The sequence below is a fragment of the Agrobacterium sp. 10T429 genome (assembly GCF_056393925.1).
The window spans coordinates 574,370-592,165 of the sequence record NZ_JBFTGV010000001.1 but is presented as its reverse complement, the minus strand read 5'-3'; the positions used below and the strand labels follow the sequence as shown (position 1 = coordinate 592,165).

Annotated in this window: 14 protein-coding genes; 4 read left to right on the top strand and 10 right to left on the bottom strand. The window is 60.0% G+C overall.

The window, feature by feature from the left end:
- Positions 1 to 161 precede the first annotated feature (161 nt).
- The 3 genes from AC1DCP_RS02845 to AC1DCP_RS02835 form a co-directional block, all read right to left on the bottom strand.
- Positions 162 to 401: a DUF4170 domain-containing protein gene (locus AC1DCP_RS02845; protein WP_019564234.1), complete on the bottom strand. Its 240-nt coding sequence runs from the start codon at positions 399 to 401 to the stop codon at positions 162 to 164.
- 58 nt (positions 402 to 459) lie between these two features.
- The gene (locus tag AC1DCP_RS02840) at positions 460 to 1,266 is read right to left on the bottom strand and encodes a 3'(2'),5'-bisphosphate nucleotidase CysQ (protein ID WP_004432172.1); all 807 of its coding nucleotides are present in this window, start codon (positions 1,264 to 1,266) and stop codon (positions 460 to 462) included.
- Positions 1,267 to 1,359: 93 nt separating this feature from the next.
- Complete coding sequence (locus AC1DCP_RS02835; RefSeq protein ID WP_004432174.1) at positions 1,360 to 2,706, bottom strand: TldD/PmbA family protein; 1,347 nt, start codon at positions 2,704 to 2,706, stop codon at positions 1,360 to 1,362.
- A gap of 116 nt (positions 2,707 to 2,822) precedes the next feature.
- Here AC1DCP_RS02835 and AC1DCP_RS02830 point away from each other — a divergent pair, with 116 nt between their 5' ends.
- A complete protein-coding gene (locus tag AC1DCP_RS02830) occupies positions 2,823 to 4,652 on the top strand; it encodes a monovalent cation:proton antiporter-2 (CPA2) family protein (RefSeq protein ID WP_004432178.1) in 1,830 nt (609 codons plus the stop codon).
- Positions 4,653 to 4,694: 42 nt separating this feature from the next.
- Here AC1DCP_RS02830 and AC1DCP_RS02825 read toward each other — a convergent pair whose 3' ends face one another.
- The 3 genes from AC1DCP_RS02825 to AC1DCP_RS02815 form a co-directional block, all read right to left on the bottom strand.
- Positions 4,695 to 5,621: a patatin-like phospholipase family protein gene (locus AC1DCP_RS02825; protein ID WP_013635561.1), complete on the bottom strand. Its 927-nt coding sequence runs from the start codon at positions 5,619 to 5,621 to the stop codon at positions 4,695 to 4,697.
- A 188-nt stretch (positions 5,622 to 5,809) separates the two neighbouring features.
- Positions 5,810 to 6,367 carry a 16S rRNA (guanine(966)-N(2))-methyltransferase RsmD gene (gene rsmD / locus AC1DCP_RS02820; protein WP_004432183.1) on the bottom strand — a complete coding sequence of 186 codons (558 nt, stop codon included), beginning with the start codon at positions 6,365 to 6,367 and terminating at the stop codon, positions 5,810 to 5,812.
- Entirely contained in the window at positions 6,348 to 8,324 is a 1,977-nt protein-coding gene (locus tag AC1DCP_RS02815; RefSeq protein ID WP_142851140.1) for a pseudouridine synthase, read from the bottom strand. Before AC1DCP_RS02815 ends, rsmD begins: the two co-directional genes overlap by 20 nt.
- A 71-nt stretch (positions 8,325 to 8,395) precedes the next feature.
- On the opposite strand from AC1DCP_RS02815, the gene AC1DCP_RS02810 reads away from it, so the two are divergent.
- A complete protein-coding gene (locus AC1DCP_RS02810; RefSeq protein WP_013635558.1) occupies positions 8,396 to 8,854 on the top strand; it encodes a nucleoside deaminase in 459 nt (152 codons plus the stop codon).
- A 52-nt stretch (positions 8,855 to 8,906) separates the two neighbouring features.
- Here the strand turns inward: AC1DCP_RS02810 and AC1DCP_RS02805 are convergent, their stop codons facing one another.
- From AC1DCP_RS02805 to AC1DCP_RS02790, 4 genes are all read right to left on the bottom strand, one after another.
- A complete protein-coding gene (locus AC1DCP_RS02805) occupies positions 8,907 to 9,560 on the bottom strand; it encodes a hypothetical protein (RefSeq protein ID WP_065661324.1) in 654 nt (217 codons plus the stop codon).
- 205 nt (positions 9,561 to 9,765) lie between these two features.
- The gene (gene ileS, locus AC1DCP_RS02800; RefSeq protein WP_004432190.1) at positions 9,766 to 12,669 is read right to left on the bottom strand and encodes an isoleucine--tRNA ligase; all 2,904 of its coding nucleotides are present in this window, start codon (positions 12,667 to 12,669) and stop codon (positions 9,766 to 9,768) included.
- A gap of 268 nt (positions 12,670 to 12,937) precedes the next feature.
- Positions 12,938 to 13,918, bottom strand: coding sequence for a bifunctional riboflavin kinase/FAD synthetase (locus AC1DCP_RS02795; RefSeq protein WP_004432194.1), 981 nt, complete (start codon positions 13,916 to 13,918; stop codon positions 12,938 to 12,940).
- 43 nt (positions 13,919 to 13,961) lie between these two features.
- Entirely contained in the window at positions 13,962 to 14,810 is an 849-nt protein-coding gene (locus AC1DCP_RS02790; protein WP_004432196.1) for a TIGR01459 family HAD-type hydrolase, read from the bottom strand.
- A gap of 369 nt (positions 14,811 to 15,179) precedes the next feature.
- Here AC1DCP_RS02790 and groES point away from each other — a divergent pair, with 369 nt between their 5' ends.
- Positions 15,180 to 15,476, top strand: a complete 297-nt coding sequence (gene groES, locus AC1DCP_RS02785; protein ID WP_003494080.1) for a co-chaperone GroES — start codon at positions 15,180 to 15,182, stop codon at positions 15,474 to 15,476.
- Positions 15,477 to 15,550: 74 nt separating this feature from the next.
- Positions 15,551 to 17,185 (top strand): chaperonin GroEL, encoded by a 1,635-nt coding sequence (gene groL / locus AC1DCP_RS02780; protein WP_004432205.1) that lies wholly within the window; start codon positions 15,551 to 15,553, stop codon positions 17,183 to 17,185.
- The last annotated feature ends 611 nt before the right edge of the window (positions 17,186 to 17,796 follow it).

The following is a 17,796-nucleotide window of genomic DNA, read 5'->3' as shown; positions in this document are numbered from 1 at the left end:
ATCGCCGCCTACTTCTTCTCAAATTGCGTCATTTTTTATCATCGGAAACAAAAGCGCGATCACGTTTTCTCGCAACCGAATTTCCTGCCTGCCATTCCGGGCAGGAATCACGGGAAAACTCGCCTTCACCCAATAGTATTACAACGCACGGGCAAAAGGACTCAATTTTTATCGTCGGGATTGAGAAGACGGTGCATATGCACGATAAAATAACGCATATGGGCGTTATCAACAGTCATCTGCGCCTTGGATCTCCACGCGGTCAGCGCGGAAGCGTAGTCAGGATAGATGCCGACGATATCGAGCGCATTCAAATCCCGGAACTGAACATCCTGAAGATTTTCCAGTTCGCCGCCGAACACAAGGTGCAGCAGCTGTTTCTGTTTGCCAGATTCCGTCATGTCTTGTCTCTTTCTTAAGCTCTGAGAGCCCCTCATCTGCGGGATTTCCGGGCAAACGTCAACCATCGGACAGATGTGAAAACGCTTTCAAAAGCGCGGGAAGCGCATATTCTGCTGCAGCGCACAATGCGGGGTGGTTTACCTCGCGGCGATTATACATCAGGGGTTTTCCATCAAGTCCGACCAGACTGCCGCCTGCCCTTTCGAGGATAAGGTCTGCGGCGGCCAGATCCCACTCGTGCGAGTTCGCCTTGACCAGCGTTCCATCGATGCGGCCATCCGCCACCATCGCCAGCCGATAGGCGAGCGAGGGCACATGCGGAATGCGCTTGACGGTGCTGCGCACCTCTTCCGGCAGATGCGTAATCACGTCTTCAGGTGCGGCCAGATGGAAAACGCCGGTGTTTTCACGGGCGGCTGAAATCGGCTTGCCGTTCTTCAGCGCTTCGCCGCCTTCAAGTGCGGTGAATTCCTCTGCGAGTGCAGGCGCAACAAGGGCGGCAACGACGGGTCGGCCCTCATGCACCACGGCGACGCTGACGCACCAGGTATCCCGCCCACCGATGAAGGCGCGCGTTCCGTCGATGGGATCGATGACGAAGACGGTGGAGCGGGCCAGCCTTGTCGTATCGTCATCCGTCTCTTCCGACAGCCAGCCATATTCCGGCCGGGCGGTACGCAGGATGGTTTCGAGAATTTCGTTTGCCGCGTAATCGGCCGCGCTGACCGGTGAAAGCCCGCCATTCTTCCACCAGACCTCGGGGTCCTTGCGGAAGAAACCGAGGGCCGTCTCGCCCGCCTTGCGTGCGGCTTCGAGGACCAGCCTCAGATCGGAAGCCCAGCGGGCCTCAGCCATATCGTTCATTTTGCCGTCTTTTCCGCGCGCCTCATACGGCGCGCCTGTTTTTCCCTTCGCACTTGCACACAAAGTGCTGGCGAAAACAACCCGCAGGTCGCCTCACTTGCCCGCGATCGTCATGCCTTCGATAGCAAGCGTCGGTGCTGCGACACCGTATTTACGGTCGATATCGTTAGCCGGCGTGACACGCATGAACATGTCCTTCAGGTTCGAAGCGATGGTGACCTCGGAAACCGCGAAGGATTTTTCACCATTCTCGATCCAGAAGCCGCTCGCACCGCAGCTATATTCACCGGTGAGCATATTGGCGCCATGGCCAATCAATTCGGTGACGTAAAAGCCGGTTCCGACGTCCCTCAGCAGATCTTCCGGCGAAATATCGCCTGGCTCCAGCGCAAGATTGGTTGAGGACGGCGATACCGAAGTGCCACCGCGCACGCCGCGACCGTTGGTTTCAAGGCCGAGTTCACGCGCTGCCGAGGTAGAGAGGAACCAATGCTTCAGCACCCCGTCCTCGATCATCGTCATCTTCTCGCCCCGGACACCCTCGCCATCGAAAGGACGCGACGAGGGGCCACGAACGATCTGCGGATCGTCCGTCAGATAAAGGCCCTTTTTCAGAACCTGCTGCCCCATCCTGTCGCGCAGGAAGCTGGTCTTGCGGGCAACGGAAGCGCCATTGATCGCGCCGGCAATGGCGCCGACGAAACCGCGCGCGATGCGGGGATCAAAAACCACGGTAATATTGCTGCCGGTATCGACCTGACGCGGGCCGACCCGCCGCACGACTTTTTCGCCGGCGCGGCGGCCGATCTCTTCGGCTGCATCCAGATCGGCGTAATAGAGGCGGCTGTCGAAATCGTAGTCGCGCTCCATCTTCGTGCCCTCGCCGGCGATGACACTGACGGAACGGCTGAAACGGCTGCCCATGTAGCTGCCGGAAAAACCGTGCGAGGTGGCAAGGACGAGGCCGCCCATGCCGCTCGATGCGCCAGCACCGGAGGAATTGCTGACGCCCTTGACGGCAAGCGCCGCCTCTTCCGAGGCGAGCGCTGCCTCACGCAATTGATCTGTAGAGACCTCGGTCGCATCGAAAAGCTCGAGATCGTCGTAGGAGGTTGCGAGCCGTTCCTTGTCTGCCAGGCAGGCGAAGGGGTCTTCCGGCGAAACCTTCGCCATGGCCACCGCCCGTTCCGCCAGGGTCTTCAGGTCGAAGCCGGGATTGGCCGAAACGCTCGCCACCCGCCGCCCGACGAAAACGCGAAGCGAAAAATCATCGCTTTCGGAGGATTCGGTACTTTCCACCTTGCCAAGCCGGACGCCGACCGATTGCGAGCGAGAGCGGACGACGACGGCATCCGCCTCATCCGCGCCTGCAGCACGGGCAAGATCGACAAGCTCGCTGGCGCGATCGAGAAGTTTGGAAGAATCTATTTCTGAGGACATGAGTTGGCCTTTCATTCCTGTTCCATTTATTGTGCCATCAACCCCGCATCAAGGGCGAAACGCCGCTTTCTCCATCGACAAGGCTTTGTCGCCACCATATTCGAAAGTCAGCCAGCATGACCGAGCACGACGCTCTCTTTTCCGAACCCTTGCTGCTTCTGGCCGGCGCTGTCATCGCGGCGTCGATTTTCCGCAAACTCGGCCTTGGCACCGTGCTCGGTTATCTGGTGGCGGGCATCGTCATCGGGCCGTTCCTGCATCTGGTGACAGACGCGAAAGACATCTTCAACGTCTCGGAACTGGGCGTGGTTTTCCTGCTCTTCATCATCGGCCTCGAACTCAAGCCGTCGCGCATATGGCAGATGCGGCGCGATATTTTAGGGCTGGGGCTGGCGCAGGTGCTGGTGACGGGCAGCGTGCTGGCATTGATTGCCTGGTGGGCCGGACTGATCGACGCGCGCGGCAGCCTCGTTGCGGGTTTCGGCCTTGCACTCTCCTCCACCGCCTTTGCGTTACAGATTCTTGAAGACGATGGCGACATGAATACGCGGCATGGCAACCGCTCCTTCTCGATCCTGCTGTTTCAGGATCTCGCCATCGTACCGCTTCTTGCCCTTGTCACCATTCTTTCCAACCGCCCGGACGTGCCGACGGATTCGATGGCCTACGATCTCGTCGCCTCCGTTGTCGCGGTGGCTGGCATGGTGTTGGCCGGGCGTTATCTGCTGACGCCGATGTTCCAGATCATCGCCCGCACGGGTGCGCGGGAGGTGATGATCGCCGCCGCCCTCTTCGTCGTCATCGGTGCGGCCGCCATCATGGAGGCGGTTGGGCTTTCGATGGGCATGGGTGCGCTGCTGGCCGGGCTGATGCTGTCGGAATCTTCTTATCGGCACGAGCTGGAAGCCGATATCGAGCCGTTTCGCGGGCTGTTTCTGGCGCTGTTCTTCATGGCTGTCGGCATGTCGCTGCACATCAACATCGTCTACGAGCACATTCTTCTCATCCTGATCGCCGTGCCGGCGATGATGGCTGTGAAGGCGGCCGTAATCTATGGGCTGTGCCGCATCGCCGGTTCGTCCCGTTATGCATCGAGCCGTATCGCGCTGCTGCTGGCGCAGGGCGGCGAATTCGGTTTCGTGCTGTTTTCCACTGCTGCCGCCTCCCGCCTGTTTCCGCAGGCGACGGCTTCCATCCTTGTCGCCATCGTGACGCTTTCCATGGCGCTGACGCCGCTGCTGGCAGTGGTTTCTCGCCGGCTGACGGCGGAGGATGCCGATGAGGACACGCTGGACGAGGATTTTGACGGGGCTGGCGCCGATGTGCTGATGATCGGCTTTTCGCGCTTCGGCCAGATCGCCTCGCAAATCCTGCTTGCCGGTGGGCGCGACGTGACTGTCATCGACAGTTCGGCTGATCGTGTACGTCAGGCTTCCCGCTTCGGTTTCCGCATCTTTTTTGGCGATGGTACACGCAAGGACGTGTTGATCGCGGCTGGCATAGAGCGCGCCGATCTCGTGGCGGTCTGCACCCATAAAAAGGAAGTCACCGACCGCATCATCGACATGATCCAGTCGGAATTTCCAAGCGTGCGCATCTATGCCCGCTCCTATGACCGCATTCATTCCCTCGATCTCAGGAAAAAGGGCGTGGAATACGAAATCCGCGAGACGCTGGAATCGGGCCTGCTATTTGGACGCCGCATTCTGGAAGGTTTGGACATGGACGGCGAAAGGGCGCTTGCCATTTCCGACGACATACGCGAGCGCGACGAGGAGAGATTGCAGCTACAGGCCGTGGAAGGGCTCGCCGCCGGCAGGCAGATGCTGCACAACAAGCCGGTGCGCGAAGTGAAACCCGAGCCACTGATGAAGCCGAAGAACAAGGTGGAAAAGCGCGAGGAAGAAGAGGACGAAGACGAGGGTGAAATAGCAGTCACCCACTAAGCGGCACGCGCTCGCCCATAGCGAATACTCAAGGAGTACCGCTCAAGCCTCCACGCCCTGCCCGCGATGGAACAGTTCCACCTGCATTTCGATCTGCCGTTTCAGATCATCCTTGATCCCGGCGGAAGCGTTCAGCACTTCTTCCGATTTGAGGAAATCCAGCACGCCGAAACGGTGCACCGGTGGGCGCAGGAAAATATGCGGCGGGCGCAATCTGAGTTTCAGGGCAATGGCCGCCTGCATCATCAGCTGACTGGCGCCGAACAGGCTGTCCAGCCGGTTCGGCATGGTGGTGCCATCACCTTCAGGGCCGCCAACCACATCGATGCCGACGATGATATCGGCCTGATCCATCAGATGCTCATAGGGCACGGGATTGAAGATGCCGCCATCGATCATGATGCGGCCGTTAACGCGCACCGGCATGAATAGAGCCGGAATAGCCGCAGAAGCCGCCAGCGCCTGAATGATCTCGCCGGTTTCCACCACCACTTCGGTCTGCGCATAATAATCCGTGGTCACCACTTTCAGGGGAATGGCAAGTTCGGAAAAATCCTTCGGCAGGGCCTGCGGCATCAAGGCGTGCAGAATGAGTTCGAGATTGAACTGGCCAAGACGAAAACCATCTACCGCATGGCGCATGGATGCGGGGCCTAGGCTCCAGAGACGGTTGGCGACCGAACCCTTCCGCCCCATGAGTTCAAGCGTATATTCGCGGATTTCCTTGCCGCTCATGCCGGCCGCCATGCCTGCTGCGATGATGGAGCCGATGGAGGAGCCGGAAAGCGCGACCGGGCGAATGCCTAGTTCGTCGAATGCCTCGATGACGTTGATGTGGCAGATGCCGCGTGCGCCACCGCCGCCGAGCGCCAGGCCGAATGTCGGCTCATGACCGCTCTCGCGGCTGGCATCGATTGCCTCTTGCCCGGCGTGAACCATTGTGACGCTGTCGTTTACACCCTGCTCCATGCCAAATACCCAAGACCCTTTCCACGGCAAAGCCTCTGCCTATTCGGCAAACAAGACAAGACCGTGACGTGACGGGAAAGTGCTGCCGTCAGAGCGTTTTCGCTTTTCTTCAAATCGCGAAAACACTCTAACTCTTTGTTTTGCGGCATTTCCGCACGGAAACCGGGGCCGTTTTTGCTGGAAATGCTCTAGGGCTCGTAGCGGTAGAAGTGCATTTTCGAGTCACCGAAGATGCGGCTTTCGAGCGGTTTGAACACCGGCTCGACATTTACCACAACATCGCCGCGCTCTTCCAGAATGGCGAGCGCACCGGGGGCCAGCCAGCCGCCAGCATGGGCAGCGGCAAATGCCTTCTCCCCGTGGCCCTGGCCATAGGGCGGATCGGCGAAAAGGAGATCGAAGGGCTCGATATTGTTGACGCCGCCAAGCTTGGTCGCGTCACGCCGCAGGATGCGGGCACGCCCATGCAACCCCAGCGCATCGATATTTTCCCACAACAGCCCCCTGCCCTCAACGCCGTTTTCGACGAAGAGCGCCACACGACAGCCACGCGAAAGCGCCTCCAGCCCGACCGCGCCCGTTCCGGCAAAAACGTCCAGAACGCGCGTACCGTCAAGACTTTCCGGATAGGCGTGGCTTAGAATATTGAAGAGGCTTTCCCGTGTCCTGTCGATTGTCGGACGAATGGAATTTGTTTTCGGCGCGGCCAGATTTCGGCCGCGGAACTCACCGCCTACGATCCGCATTACGTGTCATTCCCCTGCCACCAGAAGGTTTGCCACCCGGGCCTTTGCCGCCCGGTTTGCCGCCGCCGGGGCCGCTACCGCCACCGGGGCCTTTGCCCTTGCCTGAAAAACCCGAACGTTCGCCACGTTCACCCGGTTTTCCAAAAGAAGGCTTGCCCGATGCGGGCCTGCCACCGGGTTTGCCGCCCGGTTTTGCGCCTCTTGGCTTGTCACCGAAAGGCCGGTCGCCGCGTGGGCGATCACCGTCTTCGCGGGGCTTGTCGCGGAACGGACGCTCACCGAAAGGTTTCTCACCACGTGCTGTGCGATCTCCGAAGCTCTTCTCGCCGCGTGGGCGGTCGCTGCGCGGGCGATCACCCTCCTCACGTGGCTTGTCACGGAACGGACGGTCGCCAAACGGTTTTCCACCGCGTGCGGTGCGATCTCCGAAGCTCTTCTCGCCGCGAGGACCGTCGCCACGCGGGCGATCTCCCGCTTCACGTGGTTTGTCACGGAACGGGCGGTCACCGAAGGATTTCCCGCCGCGATCTCCAAAGCTCTTTCCACCGCGCGGGCCGTCGCCACGTCCACGACCGCCTTCCTCTTCGCGCGGGGAATCCGAACGGATCCACTCGCCCTCGGAATCGGCATGCCTGACGACGTTGCGGCGCGCTTCCGCCTGGGCGGATGGCTTCTTGAACAGGCTTTCCGCTTCCGCGCGGGCAGAAAACTTCCGCTCCTTGCCATCACGGGTGGGCTTTGCGCCGGGCGCCATCCAGACATTGGCCGTGCGGCTGGTGCCCGCGGGCGGGCGGGCGGGGCGGCGTTCTTCGCCATCCTCTTCGCCACGGGTTTTCGCGCCGAATTTCCCGGCAGGTTTGCCACCGAACTTGCCGGCTGGCTTGTCACCGCGCTTGGTGTCGAGACGGCCGAGCGCCTTTTCGCGGCGATCTTCCGGTTTGCCGGCAGCCCTGTCGAACCGCGGCTTGCCTTCCGGCGCGTCGCTCTTTGCCCATTCGGACCGGGGCGCGCGCTTGGGCGTATTTTCTTCTTCATCGTCGGCGACAGGCGCATCGTAGATCGGCGCGTCGAAATTGGCGCCGGATTGTTCGATGAGGCGCGGACCAAGCTGGTCACGCAGCATGCGGCCACGCACTTCAAGCACCTTGCCTTCAGGCAGATCGCCAAGCTGGAACGGGCCGTAGGAGATACGGATCAGGCGGTTGACCTCAAGGCCGAGCGCGCCGAGCACGTTCTTGATCTCGCGGTTCTTGCCTTCGCGCAGACCCATGGTGATCCAGACGTTGTGGCCCTGGGTGCGGTCGAGCGTCGCGTCGATAGCGCCGTAAAGCACGCCGTCGACGGCAATGCCTTCCTTCAGCTTGTCGAGCGCTGCCTGATCGACCTCGCCATGGGCGCGCACGCGGTAGCGGCGCAGCCAGCCGGTCGTCGGCAGTTCCAGCACGCGCGAGAGACCGCCATCATTGGTCAACAGCAGCAGGCCTTCGGTATTGATGTCGAGGCGGCCGATGGAGAGCACACGCGGCAATTCACCCGGCAGATTGTCGAAAACGGTCGGGCGGCCTTCCGGGTCGGAATTGGTCGTCACCAGGCCAGCGGGCTTGTGGTAAAGCCACAGGCGCGTGCGCTCAGCCCCGCGGATGGGCATGCCATCCACTTCGATCTTGTCGGAAAGAGTCGCGTTCATCACCGGAGTGTCCAGCTTGACGCCGTTCAGCGACACGCGGCCTTCCATGATCATGCGCTCGATATCGCGGCGCGAGGCAACGCCGGCGCGCGCCATGATCTTGGAAATGCGCTCTGGCTTGGTGCCCATAACGGCTTCCTGCACCGGAGCCGCCTTGGCTTCTACCGGTTTCTTTTCACGCTCTGCGGCGGGCTTGCCGGGGCCTTTCGGCTTCTTGTCGCGGCTAAAAGTCTTGCCACCGTCACGCTTCGGCTTGTCTTTAAAAGTCATTTGCTGTTTGCCTGTTGTTTGGGCTGTCCTATCAGGTCCAAGCACAAGGGTTAAGAGGAAATTGAAACGCAATGGCCGAAAGGACGCATTTCATGGAACTGGCGCTGGCGGAAGCCCGTGCCGCCGGTGAGCGGCAGGAGGTTCCGATCGGCGCAGTCCTAGTTATGGACGGTCGCGTCATCGCCCGTTCCGGCAATCGCACCCGTGAATTGAACGATGTGACGGCGCATGCCGAAATCGCCGTGATCCGCATGGCCTGCGAGGCGCTGGAACAGGAACGCCTGCCCGGTGCCGATCTCTATGTAACGCTGGAACCCTGCACCATGTGCGCGGCGGCGATCTCGTTTGCCCGCATCCGTCGTCTCTATTACGGTGCGGAAGACCCGAAGGGCGGCGCGGTGCATAGTGGCGTGCGCTTCTTCAGCCAGCCGACATGCCACCACGCGCCTGATGTGTATTCGGGGCTGGCGGAAAGCGAAAGTGCTGAAATTCTGCGGAAATTCTTTCGCGAGAAACGTCTCGACGAATAAGCAGCCGGCGGGAGATGCAATCTTTCCCGCAGGCCATAAGCCCTTCATTTTATCAGAAGGGGTTCCACCAGGGTTTGCCGGTGTTTGCCATCGCCGCTTCTTTCTTACGGCGCTTTTCCTTCTTCTGCTCCGGCTCACCGAGGTCAGTCAGCTGATCCTGCGGAACGCTACGATATTCCTGCGGCGGATCGGTCAGGAACTTGCGCTGGGCGTTGACGACAGAGCCACCCTGGGCATCTGCCTTGGCCTTGCGGAAGGCTTCCCATTTCTGGCTTTCGGTCATCTGGCCGGCCGTGCCGTTGCCGGCAAGCAGCGGTGAGCGGTAATGCGGATTGTTCTTATTGGCATCCGCCTCTTCACGCAGGCGTTCACGGGTCTCTTCCGGCGATTCGACCCATTGCGGGTTGTTTTCGCGGCTCGCCATGTTCTGCTGCGGCGTCGTCAATTGCTCGGCGCGGGACTGGGCGGGGACAACGAGACCGGGACGCGGGCTGTATTTCAGGTTACGTTTTTCCTGATCGTTGCCGGTGATCGAAGTCGCGTTGCCGAGGTCGTCTACAAGCTGTTCTGCCGCAGTCTTGCCCGTACCATAGGTCGGGCTCGTGCAGGCGCTGAGCAGCACGCCTATCGCCGTGATACCTGCAACCGTGCGGAACATGCTCAAACCCTGCGCGTTATCCTGCCCAAAAGCCTTCATCGTCTTCATAAAAACCCTTCCAGCCGTCCGTCCCATTGCGCCAGACATAGTCTTTCGGCAGGCGGTAGCCCGCATTGCCGTGCAAATCCGGCCATTTTCAGGCAGGTGTACCGGATGAAGAGCTAAAGCGCAATTCATCCGGCCATTTTCCTCGCGCATCGGCCCGAAACTCGAAATCGATTTTTCGACAGGAACGATGCGCAGCAGCTTTAAATCATCCCAGCGCGGCAAGCTCGCGCAGTGCCGCCGCATCACGGGCCGAAACCTCCGGATAGTCCGGATCGGAACCGACATCGGTGGTGATGCGCCAGGAGCGTGCGCATTTTGCGCCTTCCGCCAGCTTCTGCTCGACCACGACCTTTGCGACCTCCGGCAAGCGGAAGCCATCGGCAGGGCCTTCATCGCCGACCACCGAAATGGCCGAGGTGATGCAGATTTCGGCAAAATCCTGCCCGGAGAGAGCCGCCAGAAGATCGGCGTCGGCAATGTGCACGACGGGCGCTGCCTCAAGCGAGGAGCCGATACGCTTTTCACGGCGTTCCACTTCGAGCGCACCGGTGACGACCGTGCGGACCTTGCGGATTTTCTCCCACTTCGCTTCCAGCGCGTCGTTGTTCCACTCCGCCGGGATTTCCGGGAACTGGGCGAGATGCACCGATTCCGCATCCGGATAGCGCGAAAGCCATGCTTCTTCAGTGGTGAAGGGCAGCATGGGCGCAAGCCATGTGACGAGGCAATCGAACAGCTTGGCGATGACCGACAGCGATGCACGGCGCTTCAGCGACGACGGCGCGTCACAATAAAGCGTGTCCTTGCGGATGTCGAAGTAGAAAGCCGACAGCTCCACATTGGCGAAATCGATCAGGGCGCGGGCGATCTTCTTGAAGTCGAAGGCGTCGTAGCCATCGCGCACGACCTTATCCAGCTCGGAGAGGCGATGCAGTACCAGCTTTTCCAGTTCCGGCAGATCGGCATAGGCGATCTCCTCGCCCTTGTCGTGGGCAAGCGTGCCGAGCATCCAGCGCACGGTGTTGCGCAGCTTGCGATACGCGTCGATATTGGTCTGGATGATGGCCTTGCCCAGACGCTGATCTTCCCAGTAATCGGTCGTCATGACCCACAGGCGCAGGATATCCGCGCCGGACTCTTTCATAACGTCCTGTGGTGCAACAACGTTGCCGAGAGACTTGGACTGCTTGCGGCCCTGCTCGTCCATGGTGAAGCCATGGGTGACGACGGCGTTATAGGGCGCGCGGCCACGCGTCGCGCAGCTTTCCAGCAGCGACGAATGGAACCAGCCGCGATGCTGGTCCGAGCCTTCGAGATAGACATCCGCCGGCCACTTCATGTCCGGGCGGTCTTCCAGCGTGAAGGTATGGGTGCAGCCGCTATCGAACCACACATCGAGGATGTCCATGACCTGCTGCCATTTGGCATGGTCATGGTCATTGCCGAGGAAACGTTCCTTGGCGCCTTCGGCGAACCAGGCATCCGCACCTTCAGCCTCGAAGGCCTCGAGGATGCGGGCGTTGACAGCCTCGTCGACCAGAACCTCACCCTGCTCGTCGGCGAAGACCGCGATCGGCACGCCCCAGCTGCGCTGGCGCGACAGAACCCAGTCGGGCCGACCTTCGATCATGGCGCGCAGGCGGTTCTGGCCGGATGCCGGAACGAAACGGGTCTGGTCGATGGCATCAAGCGAACGCGAGCGCAGCGTCGTGCCGTCGCCCAGTTCCTTGTCCATATAGACAAACCACTGCGGCGTGTTGCGGAAGATCACCGGCTTCTTGGAGCGCCAGCTATGCGGATAGCTGTGCTTCAGACGGCCGCGCGCGAACAGGTTGTTGGCCGCGATCAGCGCCTTGATGACGCGCTCGTTGGCATCGCCCTTCTTGCCGTTATCATCCATGACGCGGGCCGCGCCGCCTTCGGCAGACGGGCCGAAACCGGGTGCGTCCTCGGTGTAGAAACCGTCATCGCCAACGGGGAACGGGATGGCCGGCGAAACGCCGCGCGCTTCCAGCTCACGCTGATGCGCGGTCCAGACGTCAAAGTCCTCGCGGCCATGGCTCGGGGCGGTGTGCACGAAGCCCGTGCCTGCATCGTCGGTGACGTGGTCGCCATCGAGAAGCGGAACCGGGAAATCGTAGCCAAGCGACGCCAAAGGATGGGCGCAGGTGATGGCGGCCAGTTCTTCAGCTTTCACATCGCGCACGAACTTGAAGGTCACCTTCGCCTTGGCAGCAGCTTCATCGGCAAGCTTTCTGGCGAAGATCAGCTTTTCACCCGGCTGCGGACCGAAATCGTTCTGCGCGCTTTCGACTTCGAACAGGCCATATTCGACCCGCGAGGAGAAGGCGATGGCGCGGTTGCCGGGGATGGTCCACGGCGTGGTTGTCCAGATGACGACAGAGACGCCGGAAAGAGCTGGCGCAGCGTCCTTCACCGGGAACTTCACCCAGATCATGTCGCTTTCAACGTCGTGATACTCGACCTCGGCTTCCGCCAGCGCCGTGCGCTCGACAACCGACCACATGATCGGTTTGGAACCGCGATAGAGCTGGCCGCTCTTGGCGATCTTCAGCAGTTCGCCGGCGATGCGGGCTTCCGCGTGGAAGTTCATGGTTGTGTAGGGGTTTTCGAAGTCACCCTCGATGCCGAGGCGCTTGAACTCTTCCGACTGAACCTTGATCCAGCCAGCCGCGAACTCGCGGCACTCCTTGCGGAATTCGTTGACCGGAACCTCGTCCTTGTTCTTGCCCTTGGCGCGGTAGGCTTCCTCGATCTTCCATTCGATCGGCAGGCCGTGGCAATCCCAGCCGGGCACGTAATTGGCATCGTAACCGCGCATCTGGAACGAGCGGGTGATGACGTCTTTCAGGATCTTGTTCAGCGCATGGCCGATGTGGATGTTGCCGTTGGCATAGGGCGGGCCATCATGCAGCACGAATTTCTCGCGACCGGCGGCGGAGGCGCGGAGCTTTTTATACAGCCCCATTTCCTGCCAGCGCTTCACCGTTTCCGGTTCTTTCTGCGGCAGGCCGGCACGCATCGGGAAATCCGTCTGCGGCAAATAGAGGGTCGAGGAATAGTCGAATTTTTCTGCGGTGTCGCTCATAATTGTACCGTTGTTGCGCGCCGTGTCGGTCGCGCCGTCTCAATTTCAAAGAGGGCAAATACGGAAAGCGCCATGTCAAATGCCATGACGAGCGCCAAAATCCCGGACCTTCCGGCTCTTCAGAGCGGGCGGAAGGCCGGGCCAATAATTCGGCCTATCTGAACTTTAAACAGCAACCGGTATTGGGACATGGCCGGTTGTTTATGCGGTTTTCCGGCAAAAAGGAAGTGAAAAGCGACGACAATCCGGGACAGGATTATCTGCCCGCTCAAAATGCTATCTTCGCATCCAATTCACTGAGCGGCCGCACGCCTGACAGCATCGCCCGCGCCTCTTCCTCATCCCGCCTGATCTGCGCGACCAGCGGGTCCAAGCCGTCAAATTTCAGCTCGTCACGCAGGTGCCCGAAGAAGGATACCGAACAGACCTCACCATAGAGATCACCGGAAAAATCGAAGACGTAGGTTTCCAGAAGGGCCGCACCGTTATCGGTGACCGTCGGGCGGTAACCGAAGCTTGCAACGCCATCGTAAATCGCCCCGTCGGGGCGGCGGAACCGCACGGCATAGATGCCGGCTTTCAGCTCCGTTTCGGGTGAAAGCGCCATGTTGGCCGTTGGGTAACCCAGCGTTCGCCCCAGCTTCTGGCCGCCGATGACTTCACTTTCCACCGTGAAACGATACCCGAGTTGTCCGGCGGCACCTGCCACATCTCCTTCGCACAGAAGCGAGCGGATACGGCTCGAGGAGACGACATCCGCGCCCTCGTCGCGAAAGGCATCCACGAGCGTCACGTCGAAGCCGTTGCGCTTGCCGGCCGCCATCAGAAATGCCGGGCCACCTTCGCGGCCCTTGCCGAAATGGAAATCAAAGCCGGTGACGACGGCGCTGGCGCCCAGCCAGTCGACCAGAATGGAATTGACGAACTCTTCCGCCGAGCGCTGCGAAAACTCGCGGTCGAAGGGGTATTCGATGACCGAGCGGAAACCGATGGCCTCGAGAATACGTGCCTTCAACGGCGCAGGCGTCAGGCGGAAGACCGGCGTTTCGGGGCGGAAGACGGAACGGGGATGCGGTTCGAAGGTCAGCACCAGTGCCGGAACGCCACGCGCCTCGGCCAGTTCCAGCGCCCGGTCCAGAACGGCGCGGTGGCCGCGATGCACACCGTCGAAATTGCCGATCGCGATGACGCCGCCGCGCAAGCCTTCAGGCAGCGGCTCCTTTTTTTCATTGCGATGAAAGACGGTCATTGCAGTCGATCCATTGTTTACGCCGGCTTACGCCAGACGTTTCCTAGGCAAGGCGGGGCATCCACCAGCCGGGAGCCGCGCCCTGCCCCTTCAGATAGGCGTTCAGAAGCGCCTCGTCCGTCTGGCCATTCAGCGTATATTCGGCGGCGTGAATGCCGCCGCTGATATAAAGAAGGTTGAGGCCACTCGCAATTGCGCCCTTTACATCCGTCGGCATGCCATCGCCAATGGCGAGCACGCGATCCTTCGGGAAATCGCCGCGCACTTCTTTCGCCGCCGCAAGGCAGGCTTCATAGATCGGCGCGTGCGGTTTGCCGGCAATACGGACTTCGCCGCCAAGCTGTTCGTAATATGCGGCCATGGCGCCGGCGCAGGGAATGATGCGCTCGCCGCGCTCTACCACCAGATCGGGGTTGGCACAGATCATCGGTGCCTTGCGGGCGATGAAGCCTTTCAGCATTTCCGTATAATCTTCCGGCGTTTCCGTCTCGTCATCGAAGAAACCGGTGCAGACGACGGATTCCGCTTCCGCCTCGCCGACCCGTTCGACATCGAGACCTTCCAGCAGCGGCATGTCCCGCTCGGGGCCGAGCAGAAAGACTTTTCTCGGGCCTTCCGCGATCAGGCCGCGGGTGACGTCGCCCGATGTGATGATGCGGTCATAGGCCTCATCCGGCACGCCGAGAACGCGAAGCTGGGCGATGACACCGGGGGCCGGACGCGGCGAATTGGTGATGAGCACCACGGTCTTGCCGGCCTTGCGCGCGTCGTGCAGCGCAACCGCCGCATCCGGGAAAGCGCTAACGCCATTATGCAGCACGCCCCAGACATCCGAAAGAACAACGTCGAACCCATCAGTGATTTCGCCGAGGGTGAGAATGCGATGGGCCATGATATGCTTTCCGGGTGCGAAAAAAGGGTGTGCGTCACATGGCAAAGCACGACGCCGATGGCAAGGAAAAAAGCGGCGCCAGGCCTGCCTCCGGACCACCGGCCACCATCCGAACATAAAACCCCTCTACGCCGAAAACGAAGGTTGCCTGAAAAAGAGCGATTTGTCCTCGTCCGTCATAGCGTGGAAATTTTCTGTCATGGAACGCTGGTAACCATAGGCCGTGAAATTTTTCCGGCAGTGCGTTCTTGACTCCGGGGGGACGCCTCCTTATCTCGGCTTTGCTGGCACTCCAACAAGAGGAGTGCTAACACCCATCACGTGAACCTGCAAAAGGTTCCTGAAGTCATTTGATCGAGGGATTAGGCAATGACAAGCACCAATTTCCGCCCGCTTCATGATCGCGTCGTCGTTCGTCGCGTTGAGTCCGAAGCAAAGACCAAGGGCGGCATCATCATTCCCGATACCGCCAAGGAAAAGCCGCAGGAAGGCGAAATCGTCGCCGTCGGTTCCGGCGCTCGCGATGAGGCCGGCAAGGTCGTCGCTCTCGACGTCAAGGTTGGCGATCGCGTCCTGTTCGGCAAGTGGTCGGGCACCGAAGTCAAGCTCGACGGCGAAGACCTTCTGATCATGAAGGAAGCCGACATCATGGGTATCATCGGCTGATTTCGCCGCACCCATTGTTTCCTTAAATTTCAAGCCGGACCCCGTCCGGCCATTCGAAACCAGGAGTTTTGAAAATGGCAGCCAAAGAAGTCAAATTCGGCCGCACAGCGCGCGAAAAGATGCTCAAGGGCGTCGACATTCTCGCTGATGCAGTGAAGGTCACCCTCGGCCCGAAGGGTCGTAACGTCGTTATCGACAAGTCCTTCGGCGCACCGCGCATCACCAAGGACGGCGTTTCGGTCGCCAAGGAAATCGAACTCGAAGACAAGTTCGAGAACATGGGCGCACAGCTCGTTCGCGAAGTTGCCTCCAAGACCAACGACATCGCCGGTGACGGCACCACCACCGCAACGGTTCTGGCCCAGGCCATCGTTCGCGAAGGTGCAAAGGCAGTTGCTGCCGGCATGAACCCGATGGACCTCAAGCGCGGTATCGATCTGGCCGTTGCTGAAGTCGTCAAGGACCTTCAGGCCAAGGCCAAGAAGATCAACACTTCGGAAGAAGTTGCACAGGTCGGCACGATCTCTGCAAACGGCGAGCGTCAGATCGGTCTCGACATTGCTGAAGCAATGCAGCGCGTCGGCAACGAAGGCGTCATCACCGTTGAAGAAGCCAAGACCGCTGAAACCGAACTCGAAGTCGTCGAAGGCATGCAGTTCGACCGCGGCTACCTGTCGCCTTACTTCGTGACCAACCCGGAAAAGATGGTTGCGGACCTCGAAGACGCATACATCCTTCTGCACGAAAAGAAGCTTTCGAACCTCCAGGCCATGCTGCCTGTTCTCGAAGCTGTCGTTCAGACCGGCAAGCCGCTCGTCATCATCGCTGAAGACGTAGAAGGCGAAGCCCTTGCAACGCTCGTCGTCAACAAGCTGCGTGGCGGCCTCAAGATCGCTGCCGTCAAGGCTCCTGGCTTCGGCGACCGCCGCAAGGCCATGCTGGAAGACATCGCCATCCTGACCGGTGGTACCGTCATTTCCGAAGATCTCGGCATCAAGCTCGAAAGCGTTACCCTCGACATGCTCGGCAAGTCGAAGAAGGTTTCGATCTCCAAGGAAAACACCACGATCGTTGACGGTGCTGGCCAGAAGTCCGACATCGAAGGCCGTGTTGCCCAGATCAAGGCGCAGATCGAAGAAACCACTTCCGACTACGACCGCGAAAAGCTGCAGGAACGTCTTGCCAAGCTCGCTGGCGGCGTTGCCGTGATCCGCGTTGGCGGTTCGACGGAAGTTGAAGTGAAGGAAAAGAAGGACCGCATCGACGACGCTCTCAACGCGACGCGCGCTGCTGTTCAGGAAGGCATCGTACCGGGCGGCGGCGTTGCCCTGCTGCGTTCTTCCACGAAGATCACCGTCAAGGGTGAGAACGACGACCAGGAAGCCGGCATCAACATCGTCCGCAAGGCTCTGCAGTCTCTGGTTCGCCAGATTGCAGAAAACGCAGGTGACGAAGCTTCCATCGTTGTTGGCAAGATCCTCGACCGGAACGAAGACAACTACGGCTACAACGCCCAGACCGGCGAATATGGCGACCTGATCCAGCTCGGCATCGTCGACCCGGTCAAGGTTGTTCGCACGGCTCTGCAGAACGCAGCTTCGGTTGCTTCGCTGCTGATCACCACCGAAGCCATGATCGCCGAACTTCCTAAGAAGGAATCGGCAATGCCCCAGATGCCTGGCGGCGGCATGGGCGGCATGGACTTCTAATCAGTCCTGTCACTGGAATACGAAAGGGCGGTCTTCGGATCGCCCTTTTTTCGTTGCCGCCCATGCCTTTTGGTGATCTGGCGTCGCAAGCGCGCCAGACGGGCGGCATGGACTTCCAATCAGTCCTGTCACTGGAATACGAAAGGGCGGTCTTCGGATCGCCCTTTTTCGTTGCCGCCCATGCCCCTTGGGACAGCTGGCGCGATATCTTCACTTGCCGGGATCGGGCTTAAAAAATATTGTCTCTTTTTGAAACAGCGATAACTTTAGTCGGCTTGTTTTTGGCAGCGCGTGCAATAATCGGGTGCCGATAGAGGCGAATCACAATTGCCGATGGGGCGGATTTTCGCCCTCTCCAGTTTATAAGCACGACATTTGGTTGTCTTTTTTTCATATATTTCGCGATTACGATGAAGGAATACATATTATTTTTGATTTTCTCTCTGACAGGTTGTTGTGGGTAGAAGAAAATAAACTATAAGTCAGCGCCCGTGAGGGTGCAGCGGCGGGATGCAAGCATTGAAGGGGTTCGATGCTTGGCAGGCACGCTCGAATGCGGATGGCGATGAAAAATCAACTTGGCAGCGACGCTTGAGATTGCAGCGCTGGTA